Origin of the sequence: Pseudomonas sp. ACN8 (assembly GCF_002303925.1) — a bacterium.
Classification (GTDB): Bacteria; Pseudomonadota; Gammaproteobacteria; order Pseudomonadales; family Pseudomonadaceae; genus Aquipseudomonas.
In genome coordinates, this window is record NZ_MRCS01000001.1 from 267,932 (window position 1) to 282,455 (window position 14,524).

11 protein-coding genes are annotated in these 14,524 nt (G+C 62.1%); 4 read left to right on the forward strand and 7 right to left on the reverse strand.

Translation table 11 applies throughout. The features are described 5' to 3' along the window. Positions 1–12 precede the first annotated feature (12 nt). The 4 genes from BSF44_RS01160 (at position 13) to BSF44_RS01175 (ending at position 3,633) form a co-directional block, all read left to right on the forward strand. Positions 13–402, forward strand: coding sequence for a RidA family protein (locus BSF44_RS01160; RefSeq protein ID WP_095941900.1), 390 nt, complete (start codon positions 13–15; stop codon positions 400–402). 144 nt (positions 403–546) lie between these two features. Continuing rightward, positions 547–1,311 carry an IclR family transcriptional regulator gene (locus tag BSF44_RS01165; protein ID WP_095941901.1) on the forward strand — a complete coding sequence of 255 codons (765 nt, stop codon included), beginning with the start codon at positions 547–549 and terminating at the stop codon, positions 1,309–1,311. A gap of 39 nt (positions 1,312–1,350) precedes the next feature. Further along, a complete protein-coding gene (locus BSF44_RS01170; RefSeq protein WP_095941902.1) occupies positions 1,351–2,568 on the forward strand; it encodes an amino acid deaminase in 1,218 nt (405 codons plus the stop codon). A gap of 132 nt (positions 2,569–2,700) precedes the next feature. After that, positions 2,701–3,633 (forward strand): sugar kinase, encoded by a 933-nt coding sequence (locus tag BSF44_RS01175; protein ID WP_095941903.1) that lies wholly within the window; start codon positions 2,701–2,703, stop codon positions 3,631–3,633. Positions 3,634–3,758: 125 nt separating this feature from the next. On the opposite strand, the gene BSF44_RS01180 is transcribed toward BSF44_RS01175, so the two are convergent. The 7 genes from BSF44_RS01180 to BSF44_RS01210 form a co-directional block, all read right to left on the reverse strand. After that, on the reverse strand, positions 3,759–4,034 hold the full coding sequence (locus tag BSF44_RS01180) for a peptidylprolyl isomerase (protein ID WP_007898282.1): 276 nt from the start codon (positions 4,032–4,034) through the stop codon (positions 3,759–3,761). Positions 4,035–4,111: 77 nt separating this feature from the next. Further along, on the reverse strand, positions 4,112–6,649 hold the full coding sequence (locus BSF44_RS01185) for a PAS domain-containing sensor histidine kinase (protein WP_095941904.1): 2,538 nt from the start codon (positions 6,647–6,649) through the stop codon (positions 4,112–4,114). 191 nt (positions 6,650–6,840) lie between these two features. After that, on the reverse strand, positions 6,841–8,796 hold the full coding sequence (locus tag BSF44_RS01190) for an acetoacetate--CoA ligase (RefSeq protein WP_095941905.1): 1,956 nt from the start codon (positions 8,794–8,796) through the stop codon (positions 6,841–6,843). A gap of 123 nt (positions 8,797–8,919) precedes the next feature. Further along, positions 8,920–9,693: a 3-hydroxybutyrate dehydrogenase gene (locus BSF44_RS01195; protein WP_095941906.1), complete on the reverse strand. Its 774-nt coding sequence runs from the start codon at positions 9,691–9,693 to the stop codon at positions 8,920–8,922. A gap of 7 nt (positions 9,694–9,700) precedes the next feature. Further along, positions 9,701–11,092 carry a GntP family permease gene (locus BSF44_RS01200; protein ID WP_095941907.1) on the reverse strand — a complete coding sequence of 464 codons (1,392 nt, stop codon included), beginning with the start codon at positions 11,090–11,092 and terminating at the stop codon, positions 9,701–9,703. Between the two features lie 285 nt (positions 11,093–11,377). Further along, positions 11,378–12,793: a sigma-54-dependent Fis family transcriptional regulator gene (locus tag BSF44_RS01205; RefSeq protein WP_095941908.1), complete on the reverse strand. Its 1,416-nt coding sequence runs from the start codon at positions 12,791–12,793 to the stop codon at positions 11,378–11,380. A 141-nt stretch (positions 12,794–12,934) separates the two neighbouring features. Beyond that, complete coding sequence (locus tag BSF44_RS01210) at positions 12,935–14,512, reverse strand: ABC transporter ATP-binding protein (protein ID WP_095941909.1); 1,578 nt, start codon at positions 14,510–14,512, stop codon at positions 12,935–12,937. Positions 14,513–14,524 lie beyond the last annotated feature (12 nt).

Genomic DNA, 14,524 nt, shown 5'->3' on the forward strand with positions numbered 1-14,524 from the left:
GGAGAAACACTCATGAGCATTACTCGTTACGGCACCGGCAGCACCGCCGCAGGCGGGCAGCCTCGCCCTTTCGCCCGCGCCGTTGAAGCCGATGGCTGGCTGCACGTGTCCGGGCAGGTGCCGGCGGTGGACGGCGAGATCATTACTGGCGGCATTGTCGAACAGACCCGCCAGACCATGAAGAACCTGATCGCCATTCTCGAAGAGGCCGGTTATGGCCTGGAAGACGTGGTGCGTGCTGGCGTATGGCTGGAGGATCCGCGGGATTTCACCAGTTTCAACAAGGTCTTTTCCGAGTACTTCAAACCCGAGCACGCCCCGGCGCGGGCCTGTGTGCAGGCGAACATGATGGTCGACTGCAAGGTCGAGATCGACTGTATTGCCTACAAGAAAAAGGCCTGAACCGAGGTGGCTTCATCGCCAGCAGGCTGGCTCCCACATTTGGAATGCGTTTCCCTGTGGGAGCCAGCCTGCTGGCGATGGCGGCCTAACAGTCGCCGCCGCACTCTGGGTAAACTCCCGGCATTACGAATGGGAACCACTGAAATGACCGAAGACACCATCAAGCGCCGGGCGCGCGGTCTGGACCGGGCGTTCGATATCCTCGATTTCCTCAAGGAGATCGGCCAGCCCCTGCGCCCGAACGACATCGCCAACGGCATCGGCAGCCCAAAATCCACGGTCTACGAACTGGTGGCCTCGCTGCTGGAACGACGGATCCTGGAGCCGGTGGGCAAGGACGGTCATGTCTACCTCGGTCGTCAGTTGTACTTTCTCGGGCAGGCACACCTGCGCCATTTCGACCTGACTCGCGAGGCCGATCACGCCTTGCAGGACATCGTCAGCCAGACCCATGAAACGGCGCAGATGTGCCTGCTCAACGGGCGAAAGTACACCGTTGCGCTGATGAAGGAGGGGGAGCGGCACTTCCGTATTTCCTCGGACATCGGCGAAAACGCGCCCATCCCCTGGACCGCATCCGGGCGCCTGCTGCTGGCGCACCTGAGCGACCAGGCAATCGTCGACCTGATCGACCACGACGACTTCATCCTGCCCGACGGCGAACGCTTGCCTCTGGAGCAGTTTCTCAAGGAAATCCGCCAGGCCGGTATCGATGGCTTCTTTTCCTTCGATAGCGTCGCCGACACCTTTACCCATTGCTTCGCCGCGCCGGTCAAAGACCCCAACGGCGTGGCCATCGCGACCCTGTGCATCGTCGCCCCACGGGCGGATGCGAAGAAAAACTACAACGACTATCGCCAGGTGCTGATCGAAAGCGCCAACAGCCTGGCCCGTCGCATCAACGAGTAACAGCGGCTGCCTGCGGCCGCGTGAACGAGGAGTTCGACCATGTCTTCTGCCCCCCATACTGCCAACGTCGATAAAGGCGCTGCCCCGATCGGTGCCAGCCTGGTGCGTGACGTCAGCCTGCCCGCGCTGGTACTGCACCGCGAGGCGCTGGAACACAACATTCGCTGGATGCAGGCGTTCGTCAGCGATAGTGGCGCGGAACTGGCGCCCCATGGCAAGACCAGCATGACCCCGGCGTTGTTCCGCCGCCAACTGGACGCCGGTGCCTGGGGCATCACCCTGGCCAGCGCCACGCAAACTCGCGCGGCCTACGCCCATGGCGTGCGCCGGGTGCTGATGGCCAACCAGTTGGTCGGCACGCCGAACATGGCGCTGATTGCCGACCTGCTGGCCGACCCGACGTTCGACTTCTATTGCATGGTCGACCACCCGGACAACGTCGCCGACCTCGGCGCCTATTTCGCCTCACGCGGCGTACGCTTGAACGTGATGATCGAATACGGCGTGGTCGGTGGTCGTTGCGGTTGCCGCAGCGAGCAGGAAGTGCTCGATCTGGCCAAGGCCATCGCCGCGCAACCGGCCCTGGCCCTGACCGGGATCGAGGGCTACGAAGGCGTGATCCATGGTGATCACGCCGTGACCGGCATTCGCGATTTCGCCGCGTCACTGGTGCGTCTGGCGGTGCAGTTGCAGGACAGCGGAGCCTTCGCCATTGCCAAGCCGATCATCACCGCGTCGGGGTCGGCCTGGTATGACCTGATTGCCGAGTCCTTCGAGGCACAGAACGCCGCCGGGCGTTTCCTCAGCGTACTGCGTCCGGGCAGTTATGTGGCTCACGACCATGGCATCTACAAGGAAGCGCAGTGCTGCGTGCTCGACCGTCGCAGTGACCTGCACGAAGGCCTGCGTCCGGCGCTGGAAGTATGGGCGCACGTGCAGTCTTTGCCGGAGCCGGGGTTTGCGGTGATTGCCCTGGGCAAACGCGACGTGGCCTACGACGCTGGTTTGCCGGTGCCATTGCTGCGTTACAAGGCAGGCGCCGTGCCGGCCAAAGGCGATGATGTGAGCGCCTGCAAAGTGACCGCAGTGATGGACCAACATGCGTTCATGACTGTGGCGCCGGGGGTTGATCTGCGGGTGGGCGACATCATTTCGTTCGGTACTTCGCACCCGTGCCTGACGTTTGACAAGTGGCGTGTCGGCTGCCTGGTGGATGAGCAACTGAATGTCATCGAGACCATGGAAACCTGTTTCTAAGGGTTTGAGACCGAGTTGCGGCCATCGCGAGCAAGCTCGCTCCCACAGGGGAATGCATCCCAATGTGGGAGCGAGCCTGCTCGCGATAGCGGCGGCCCAGACAACAAAGAAACACCAGAGACCCCCACAACAATGAACACCATCAACACCCTGGGCCCCAACATTCCACGCATCGCCCTGATCGGCGAATGCATGATCGAGTTGCAGCATCGCGCCGACGGCAGCCTGCAACAGAGCTTCGGCGGCGACACCTTGAATACGGCCGTGTACCTGTCCCGGGAGCTGGGAGAGGATGGTTCCGTGGACTACGTCACTGCACTGGGCGATGACAGTTTCAGCGACGCGATGTGCCAGAACTGGGCGGCCGAAAATATCGGGCTCGGCATGGTCCAGCGTCTGCCCGGACGGCTGCCGGGTTTGTATTGCATCCAGACTGACGCCGCCGGTGAGCGCCGCTTTCTGTACTGGCGCAACGAGGCGGCGGTACGCGATTGCTTCACCACCCCGGCCGCCGCGCCGATTCTCGCCGCGCTGCCGGATTACGATGTGTTGTATTTCAGCGGCATCACCCTGGCGGTACTCGGCGTGCAAGGTCGGGAAAAACTGCTGGAAACCCTGATCGAAGCCCGTCAGCGCGATGCGCGGATCGTGTTCGACAACAACTACCGGCCGCGGCTGTGGGCATCGCTCGAGGATGCCCGGGCGGCATATCGCAATGTGCTGCCACATGTCGACCTGGCATTGCTGACGGTGGATGACGAACAGGCGTTGTTTGGTTATGCCGATTGTGAGGCGGTGTTTGCCGCGTACGAGCAGATCGGCACGCCGGAAGTGGTGCTCAAGCGCGGCGCCCAAGCGTGCCTGATTCGTTGTGATGGCGAGTCATTCGAGGTGCCGGCGCAGAAGGTCGAGCGGGTGATCGACACCACGGCGGCGGGGGATTCGTTCAGCGCGGCGTACCTGGCTTCGCGGCTCAAGGGCGGTAGCCCTGAAGACGCCGCCGAGGCCGGGCATCGGTTGGCGAGCCGGGTGATTCAGGTGCCGGGGGCGTTGATTCCAAGGTGAGCGGTGAATGGCCGTTGGCTGCGCCATCGGATCGCGAGCAAGCTCGCTCCCACATTTGATTTGTGCACGGCGCAGATCCCCTGTGGGAGCGAGCTTGCTCGCGATGGCGCACTAAAGCCAACCGATCAATCCCGGTAAAACACCTGTACCAGGTGATACCCGAACTTGCTCTTGATCGGCCCATGCACCACCCGCAGCGGTTTCTTGAAGATCACCGCATCGATCACGCCAACCATCTGCCCCGGCCGCACTTCACCAAGATCGCCGCCGCGCTTGCCTGATGGGCAGGTCGAATATTTCTTGGCCAGCACATCGAACGCTTCACCCTTGGCGATGCGTTGTTTGAGCTGCTCGGCTTCTTCCGAGGTTTTCACCAGAATATGGCGGGCTTGAGCTTTCATCGGCGGTACCTTGCAACGGTGGTGGCTATGTGGGCGGCTATGTGGGTGCCAGCGGGGGCGCGCGATTATGCCTCAACTCAGTCCGGTTGACTGATCATCGTGCGAATCTTGTTGGCCAGCAGGTCTATGGAAAACGGCTTGGCCACCATGTCCATGCCCTCTTCGAGAAAACCCTGGCGTTCGGCCGCGATCTCGGCGTAACCGGTCATGAACAACACCTTCAGTTCGGGACGGTGCTGGCGGGCGATTTCCGCCAGTTGGCGGCCGTTCATGCCCGGCAGCCCGACGTCGGTCACCAGCAGGTCCACCCGCAGGTCCGACTCCAGCAGCGGCAGGGCGCCCTTGGCATCTTCGGCTTCATGGGCGCGGTAACCGAGTTCCTTGAGCAGGTCCAGCACCAGCATGCGCACGGCCGCATCGTCCTCGACCAGCATCACGGTTTCGCCGGCAATCGCCGCCGGTGCCTCGCCGGCGACGGGCGACAGGACTTTTTCCGGCTCGCTCGAATGCAGGCGCGGCAGGTACACGCGCACGCTGGTGCCCCGTCCGGGCAGGCTGAACAGGCTGACGTGGCCCCCCGTTTGCTGGGCAAAACCGTAAATCATCGACAAGCCCAAACCGGTGCCCTGGCCGATGGGTTTGGTGGTGAAGAACGGGTCGAATGCCTTGGACAGCACCGTGGGCGTCATGCCGGTGCCGTTGTCGCTGACGGCAATCATCACATAGTCACCGGCCTTGACCGGTTCCAGGGTGGTGATGTCGCTACCGTCGAGGTACACATTGGCGGTTTCGATCTGCAGCTCGCCTCCATCGGGCATGGCGTCCCGGGCATTGATCACCAGGTTGAGCAAGGCGTTTTCCAACTGGCTGACATCGGTGCTGACCCGCCAGATGTCCTCGGCCAGTTGCAGTTTGAGTTCGATGTGGTCGCCCTTGGTACGCCTGAACAAGTCTTCGAGCGAATGAATCAACTCGTTGGGGTTCAGCGGCTTGCGGTTGAGCGACTGGCGCCGGGAGAACGCCAGCAAGCGATGGGTGAGGGCGGCGGCACGGTTGGCCGAAGACACGGCCGCCTCGGTGAACCTGCCTATCTCGTCGGTGCGGCCGTCGGCAATGTAGCGTTGCATCAGGTCGAGGCTGCCGATGATGCCGGTGAGCATGTTGTTGAAGTCATGGGCGATGCCGCCGGTAAGCTGGCCGACCGCATCCATTTTCTGTGCATGACGCAGGGCGTCTTCGGCACGTTCGCGCTCAAACATCTCGTTTTGCAGACGCTCGTTGGCCTCAGCCAGTTGGCGGGTGCGGGCGGCAACCCGCTCTTCAAGGGTTTCGTTGAGAATGCGCAGGGCTTCTTCGGTCTTTTTGCGCTCGGTTTCGTCGATCACGAAGATGTAGAAACCGTTCACCGCGCCATCCGCGCCGTGGCGTGGCAGGTAATTCATCAAGGCCTGGCGGATGCTGCCGTCGCGGTGTGGTGTGCTGATGCTGAAACAGCAGGGCCGGCCGGACAGTGCCTCAATGATGTACGGGGCGCGCAGCGCATAGGCTTCTTCGCCAATCACTTCAAGAATGGTTCGCCCGTAAAGCTCTTGCGGCGTCAGCCCGTACCAGTCGAGGTACGCCGCATTGTTCAGACGAAAGCGTTCTTCGCGGTCGACGTAGCTGATCAGGACCGGCATGGCGTTGATGATCAGTTGCAGCTCGGTCTGGCTCTGGCGCAGGGCCTGTTCGGTGTGTTTGCGCTCGGTCAGGTCCAAAGCGGCGCCGAGGAAGCGCATCGGCCGGCCGTGGTGGTCCTTGTAGCAGCGACCGCGGGCAAACACCCAGCGCATCTGGCCGTCGGTCTGCAACAGGCGATATTCCTCGGCGTATTCGGTGCCGTGGGTGATGCAATGCTTGATGCTGCGGGCGATCAGGGCGCGGTCTTCGGGGTGTACGCCGTGCAGGTATTCACTGATCGGCAACTGACTGGCCATGACCGGGTCGATGCCGTGCAACTGGGCAAAATGCGCATCGGCGATGAAGCGGTCCTCGCTGATGTTCCAGTCCCAGGTGCCGACCGCATCGGTGGCGGCGAGGGCCAGTTGCAGGCGTTCCTCGGTTTCGCGCTGGGCCTTGAGGCTGGCCGCCGAGCGTTGTTCGAGTTCCAGGGCGATGCGCCGGCGTTCATTGGTTTCGATGGCGGTGACCAGAATCCCGGCCACCTCTGCGCCTTCATCGCGGATCGGGCTGTAGGTCAGGTCGAGCCAGACGTCAGATTCCCGTCCCCCGCGCTGCAGCGTAAAGCGTTGCTCGCTGTAGGTTCGCACCTGACCTTGCAGGACGGCGCTGTAGATCGGGTCGGTAAAGTCTTGCAACTCTGGCCAGATCAGGTGCGTCGGTTGACCAAAGGCGTGTGGATGCTTGCTTCCGGCGAGCAGGGCGAAGCCGTCGTTGTAGATCTGCGTCAGCTGTGGGCCCCATAGCAGCAGCATCGGCATCGGTGAGTGAATGACGATGTCCACGGCGGTTCGCAGGCTTTGTGGCCAAGTGCTGGCAGCGCCCAGCGGGCTGCTTGCCCAGTCGATTCGGGCGATCAAGGCCTGGGCATCGCTGGCGGTGGGTGTTGCGTTCATCCGGGAGTCCTGCACATGAGTCGCTTTGGCTGACGTCTATTCTTGCACAGGTGGCAGGCGCAGGTTGATTCAGAGGTCTGAGCGGTAAATGTGGGAGCGAGCCTGCTCGCGAAGAGGGCGATCCACTCAAAGTCAATGTCGCCTGACGCTACGCCATCGCGAGCAGGCTCGCTCCCACAGGTAATCTCATTTCAATCCATCAGTTCGGGCCGGTCGCGAAATTGCTCCAGCGCCTCGGGATTGGCCAGCGCATCAGTGTTCTTCACTTTCTGTCCATGCACCACATTGCGCACCGCCAGCTCAACGACCTTGCCGCTGATGGTCCGGGGAATGTCCGTGACTGCAACAATTTTCGCCGGCACATGACGCGGCGTGGTGTTGGCGCGAATCACCTGGCGGATCTGCTGTTGCAGGGCTTCGTCCAGTTCGAGCCCGTCGCGCAAGCGTACGAACAGCACCACCCGTACGTCGTCCTGCCACTGCTGACCGATGGCCACGCTGTCGAGCACCTGGGGGACTTTCTCCACCTGACGATAGATTTCCGCCGTGCCGATGCGCACGCCGCCGGGGTTGAGCACGGCATCCGAGCGACCGTGGATCATCATCCCGCCATGGGGCAGTTGTTCGGCGTAGTCACCCTGGGCCCAGACGCCGGGGAACAGGCTGAAATAGGATTGGCGCAGTTTCTCGCCATCGAGGTCGTTCCACAGACCAATGGGCATCGCCGGGAAATGACGGGTACAAACCAGTTCGCCTTTTTCGCCGATCACCGGCTGGCCCTCGTCGTTCCACACTTCGACGGCCATACCCAGGCTCTTGCCCATGATTTCGCCGCGCCGCACGGGCGACATCGGGTTGCCGTTGACGAAGCACGAGACGATGTCGGTGCCACCGGACATCGAGGCCAGGCACACGTCAGCCTTGAAGTCGCGATAGACGTAGTCGTAACTGTGGGGCGACAGTGCCGAACCGGTGCAGAGCAACGTCTTGAGGCTGCTCAGGTCATGACTGTCACGGGGTTTGATACCGCTGCTTTCCAGGGTCGCGAGGTATTTGGGGCTGGTGCCGAAGACGCTGATGCGTTCGTCGTCGATCAGGTCGATCAAACGTTGCGGCTCGGGGTGGAACGGTGAGCCGTCGTACAGCACCACGGAGCTGCCTGTCGCCAGCGCCGATACCAGCCAGTTCCACATCATCCAGCCGCAGGTGGTGTAGTAGAACAGCCGTTCACCGGGGCCGAGATCACCATGCAGGCCGTGCTCCTTGACGTGTTGCAGCAACACGCCGCCGGTACTGTGGATGATGCATTTGGGCACACCGGTGGTGCCGCTGGAGTAGAGGATGTACAGCGGATGGGCGAAGGGTACGGGGACGAAATCCGGTTCGCCGCCGGGTTCGTAGAACTCGTCCCACAGCGTCACGTTGGCCTGGGTGCGGAATTCTTCGATGTGTGCGTGTGGACGTGCGTAAGGCACGACGATCAGCTGTTGCAGCGAAGGCAGGCGCTCAAGGATCTCGTTGACCTTGGCGGTCTGGTCGATCTTCTTGCCGGCATAGTGGTAGCCGGCGCAGGTCACCAGCACTTTCGGTTCGATCTGGCCGAAACGGTCAACCACCCCTTGGGTGCCGAAGTCCGGTGAGGAGCAGGACCAGATGGCGCCAAGGCTGGTGGTGGCGAGCATGGCCACCAGGGTTTGCCAGGTGTTGGGCATGCACGCGGCGACCCGGTCACCCACACCGACGCCGGCCGCTATCAGACCGTTTTGAAAGCCGGCAACATGTTCCGCGAGTTCGGCCCAGGTCAAATGTTCACGCTGACCGTTTTCGCCAACGGCTACCACGGCGATAGCATCATCGCGACGCTGTAGCAGGTGCTCGGCAAAGTTCAGTGTTGCGCCGGGGAACCACTGGGCGCTGGGCATCCGTGGGCCTTCGAGCAGCACGGCGTCGGGTTGCTCGTGGAAGCGGATGTCGAAGAAGTCGACGATGGCCTGCCAGAAGTCCGGGCGTTGGTCGATGGACCATTGGTGCAGGGCAGGGTAGTCGTCGATCTTGAGGTGGTGTCGCTGATTGATGAAGCGCCGGAAGGCCTCCATGCGGGTCTTGCCAATGCGTTTGGCGTCGGGTTGCCAGAGGATGTCGGACATGGTTTGCCTCTTTTTGTTGGCGAGTGCTGTGCACTCGATCGCGAGCAGGCTCGCTCCCACAAGGAGATGCGATCCCCTGTGGGAGCCTGCTCGCGAAGAACGATAACGCGGTCTGGCAGATGATTACTGCGCCAACCAACCACCATCAACATTCCACGCCGCGCCGCGTACCTGGCTGCCGGCTTCGCTGCACAAAAACAATACCAGTTCACCCAGTTGCGGCGGTGTCACGAACTCCAGTGATGGCTGCTTTTCAGCCAGCAGATCATGCTGCGCCTGCTGCGGGTCAACTCCACTGGCGGCACGATCATCAATCTGCTTTTGCACCAGCGGCGTCAATACCCAGCCAGGGCAGATAGCGTTGCAGGTGACCTGGGTGGTCGCGGTTTCCAGCGCGACCACTTTGGTCAGGCCGATCACCCCGTGCTTGGCGGCGACATAGGCTGACTTGCCCACCGAGCCCACCAGGCCATGCACCGAGGCAATGTTGATCACCCGGCCCCAGCCCTTGGCACGCATGCCCGGCAGGCTCAAGCGGGTGCTGTGGAACACCGACGACAGGTTGATGGCGATGATCGAATCCCAGCGCTCCACCGGGAACTCATCCACCGCCGCCACGTGTTGAATGCCGGCGTTGTTGACCAGGATGTCGACGCCGCCGAACTCGCGCTCGGCGTAGGCGATCATGTCGGCAATCTGTGCCGGATCACTGACATCGGCCGGGTGATGGCCGACCTTGCCACCAAACTGTTCGACTTCGGCAATCACCTTGGAGGCATCGCCGAAACCATTGAGGATCAGGTTGGCTCCAGCCTTGGCCAGGCTGAGGGCGATCCCCAGGCCGATGCCGCTGGTGGAACCGGTGACCAGTGCGGTCTTGCCCGAAAGAGTCGTCATGAATACCTCACACAATGCCAGTGGCGTAGAAAGTGCCGATCACCACGAAAACCGCCAGGGTCTTGATCAGCGTAATACAGAAAATGTCTTTGTAAGCTTCGCGGTGGGTCAGGCCGGTGACCGCCAGCAGGGTAATCACCGCGCCGTTGTGCGGCAGGGTGTCCATGCCGCCGCTGGCCATCGCGGCGACCCGGTGCAGCACTTCCAGGGGAATGTTCGCCGCATGGGCGGCGCTGATGAACTGCTCGGACATCGCCGCCAGCGCGATGCTCATGCCGCCCGAGGCGGAGCCGGTGATGCCGGCCAGCAGGGTTACGGTAATCGCTTCGTTGACCAGTGGGTTGGGAATGCTCTTGAGCCAGTCGGCCAGTACCAGAAAGCCCGGCAAGGACGCAATCACGGCACCGAAACCATATTCCGAGGCGGTGTTCATCGCCGCCAGCAGCGCACCGCTGACCGCGCTTTTACTGCCTTCGGCCAGCTTGCGGCTGATCGCCTTGTAGCCGAACGCCAGGACCATGAGGATACCGACCAGCAAGGCTGCCTGGACCGCCCAGATCGCCGTGAGTTTGGCAATGTCCGTGGTCACCGGCGCGGCCATGCCCGGCAGCGCGAGGCTGTGGGTCTTGCCGTACACCTGTGGAATCCAGTGGGTGAACAGCAGGTTCATGATGCCCACCGCCAGCAGTGGCGAGAGCGCCAGCCACGGGTTGGGCAGCTTGAGGTCGGCGGCGGTTTCCGGTTCGTTGCGCAGGTCCGAACCATAACCTTCACCGGCACGCTGGGCCTTGTTGCGCTGGCGCTGCAGAAACAGCATGCCGGCGCAGAACACGAAGATCGTGCCGATCACCCCCAGCCACGGCGCCGCCCAGGCGGTGGTGTTGAAGAAAGTGCTGGGGATGATGTTCTGGATTTGTGGCGTGCCGGGCAGGGCGTCCATGGTGAACGAGAAGGCGCCCAGGGCAATGGTCGCCGGGATCAGCCGTTTGGGGATGTTGCTCTGGCGGAACATTTCTGCGGCAAACGGATAGACCGCGAACACCACCACAAATAACGAGACGCCGCCGTAGGTCAGCAGGGCGCAGACCAGCACGATCACCAGCATCGCCTGGCGGGTGCCGAGCAGGCGAATCGCCGCCGCGACGATGGAGCGCGAGAAACCGGACAGTTCGATCAGCTTGCCGAACACCGCGCCGAGCAGGAACACCGGGAAATACAGTTTGATGAAACCGACCATTTTTTCCATGAACACCCCAGTGAAAGCGGGGGCGACGGCAGACGGGTCGGTCAGCAGGACAGCGCCGAGGGCGGCAATCGGGGCAAAGAGGATAACGCTGTAGCCACGGTAGGCAGCCAGCATCAGCAGCGCGAGGGCTGCCAAGGCAATGATCACACTCATGGTGTGTCTCCTGGGTTGTTATTTTTGTTGGGTGAAACTTTGTAGGAGAGGCGTATAGCGAGTTTTGTGCCATCTTGTTAAGTTATTGAAATATAAGGATATAGTTGATTGTTGTGGGCTGGGCTTGAATGCTTTGTCTCTAATCTGAGATTTCTGGCGCTAGTGCTGGCCTCATCGCGAGCAGGCTCGCTCCCACAGTTGACCGAGTTGATCGGTAGAGCGCCATCTCCTGTGGGAGCGAGCCTGCTCGCGAAGGTCTGTCTAACAATGGAGATGCATGTCTCTTTAGGGAGACTCTGCGATCCCCAACGCCGCCATCTTCTTGTACAACGTCGACCGCCCAAGCCCCAGCCGCGCCGCCGCATCAACCACCTTGCCTCCGCATTGCACGAGGGTCGCTTCGATCAGCTGCCGGTCAAACCGCTCCCGCGCTGCGCTGAATGTCTCATGGGCAAGCGGTTCGATGGTCAAGGGTGCCTGGCGTTCCACCGGTGTGAATGTACCAATCGCCGCGCGGATATCCGCTGTCGTCAGGCGCAAGTCATCGCTGAGCAGCGCGGCCCGCTCCAGCACGTTGCGCAGTTCCCGGATGTTTCCCGGCCAGGCGTGTTGGCCCAACAGTTCCAGGGCTTCGTGGTGCAGTTCATGCTGGCTGCGCAGTTCTTCGAGAATGGCTTCGCTGAGCGCCGGCACGTCATCGAGGCGGTCGCGCAGGGGCGGGACCTGGATCGGCAGCACGTTGAGCCGGTAGTACAAGTCGGCGCGGAATTCGCCGCGTTTGATGGCCGCTTCCAGGTCCGTAGAGGTCGCGGCGATCACCCGTACATCGCTCTGGATCACTTCGTTGGAGCCCACCGGTTCGAATTCCTTTTCCTGCAACACTCGCAGCAGTTTGCTCTGCAGGGGCAGCGGCATGTCGCCGATTTCGTCGAGGAACAGTGTGCCGCCCTGGGCGATCTGCAATTTGCCGGCGCGGCCCTTGCGGTCGGCACCGGTAAACGCGCCCGGGGCGGTGCCGAAGAATTCGGCCTCCAGCAACGATTCGGGAATCGCCGCGCTGTTGATGCTCACAAACGCCTTGTGCGCGCGGGGCGAGGCATTGTGGATCGCCTGGGCCAGCAGTTCCTTACCGGTGCCGGTTTCGCCGAGCAGCAACACCGGCGATTCGGTGCTCGCACTGCGCCGGGCGCGGCGCTTGACTTCCAGGCTGGCGGCGCTGGTGCCGATGAAGTGGGCGAAGTTGTATTTGGTCTGCCGCGCCCGCAGCAGCGAGCGGGTGGAGGCCAGTTCTTCCTGCATGCTCATGTAGCGCTTGAGCATCGGCGACAGGCTGCGCAACTCGTCGAACAGGGCGAATCCGATGGCGCCGATGACTACGCCAGCATCGTCGTGAATCGGCAGGCGCATGACCACCAGCGGCTCTTTGGGGGTGTCCTGCATATCCAGCAGAATCGGCCGGCCGGTGCGCACCACTTCACGCAGCAGGCTGCCGGGGATCACGCTTTCACAGGGCTTGCCGATCGCGACTTCGGCCGATGGCAGGCCGAAGCGTCGGGCGTATCGCTCATTCATCCAGACGATGTTGGCATCGCGGTCGACAATCACCGTGCCTTCACTCGATTGCTCGATGATTTCGAACAACGAACGGATCGCCAGCAGGCGAACGCGCTGGTAGTCCTTGAGGCTTTCGGTGGTGTTCATCGGTACATGATCCTGGTTGTGTATTGCCTGTGCCGGCCTTTTCGCGAGCAGGCTCGCTCCTACAGTTGATCTGCGTCGTTCACAAATCCCCTGTGGGAGCGAGCCTGCTCGCGATGGCTGCGATGCGGTCTAACGACCAGATTATGCCTGCCCCAACATCGCCGCCGCCAACAGCTCCTTGGTGTACGGATGCTGTGGTGAGTCAAACACCTCATGGCTGGCGCCGCGCTCCACCACTTTGCCGTCCTTGATCACGATCATGTCGTGGGCCAGGGCGCGCACCACAGCCAGGTCATGGCTGATGAACAGATAGGTCAAACCGTATTTTTCCTGAAGCTGGCGGAGCAGGGCGACCACTTGTTTCTGCACCGTGCGGTCCAGCGCCGAGGTTGGTTCGTCCAGCAGGATCAGCGCCGGCTTGAGCACCAGCGCCCGGGCGATGGCGATGCGTTGACGCTGGCCACCGGAGAACTCGTGGGGATAGCGATGACGACTTTGCGGGTCAAGGCCGACTTCGCTCAGTGCCCGGATCACTTCGGCATTGCACTCTTCAGTGCTCAACTGGCTGTGCACTTCCAGGCCTTCGCTGATGATCTGCGCGACCGACATTCGCGGGCTGAGGCTGCCGAAGGGGTCCTGGAACACCACCTGCATCTTCTTGCGCCACGGCCGTAGCTGTTTTTGCGTCAGGCCATCCAGCGCCTGGCCTTGAAAGCGGATGCCGCCTTCGGAGTCGAGCAAGCGCAGAATCGCCTGACCCAGGGTGGACTTGCCCGAACCGGACTCGCCGACGATGCCAAGGGTCTTGCCGCGCTGAATGTTCAGGCTGATGCCATCCACGGCCCGCAACCAGGTCTTGCGCTGAAACAGGCCGCCACCGACGGGAAACCGCACCTGCAGGTTGTCCACCTCCAGTACGTTTTCGCGCTCGTCCCGGGGTAAGGCTTCGCCCTCGGGTTCGGCGTGCAGCAATACGCAGCTGTAAGGGTGTTTGGGTTCGGTGAACAGTGTTTCGCAAGGCGCCTGCTCGACGATTTCCCCAGCCTTCATCACGCACACCCGCTGAGCGATGCTGCGCACCAGATTGAGGTCATGGCTGATCAGCAGCAGCGACATGCCCAGCCGCTGTTGCAGGGATTTGAGCAGCAGCAGGATCTTGCGCTGCACCGTCACATCCAGTGCGGTGGTCGGTTCGTCGGCAATCAGCAGTTCCGGTTCGCACGCCAGGGCCATGGCGATCATCACCCGCTGGCGCTGCCCGCCGGACAATTGATGAGGATAGGCCTTGAGACGTTCCTCGGGTTTCTGGATGCCCACCAGGTGCAGCAATTCGAGGATCCGCGCTTGCGCCGCTTTGCCCGCCAGGCCTTTGTGCACCAGCAAGGTTTCGCCGATCTGTTTTTCAATGCTGTGCAGCGGGTTGAGGGAGGTCATCGGCTCCTGGAAGATCATCGCGATGCGATTGCCGCGCAGTTGTCGCAACTTGCCGGTATCGGCGCCCACCAGTTCCTGACCGCGATAGCGGATGCTGCCCGTCGTCTCGGACTCGGTTTGCGGCAGCAATTGCAGGATCGAGTGGGCCGTCACCGACTTGCCCGAGCCCGACTCACCCACCAGCGCCAGGCATTCGCCGGGGCGGATGTCCAGGCACAGATTGCGCACCACGGTCTGGCCGCTGAAGGCCACGCTGAGGTCACGGATTTCGATCAGGTTGATCATTTCAACATTCCG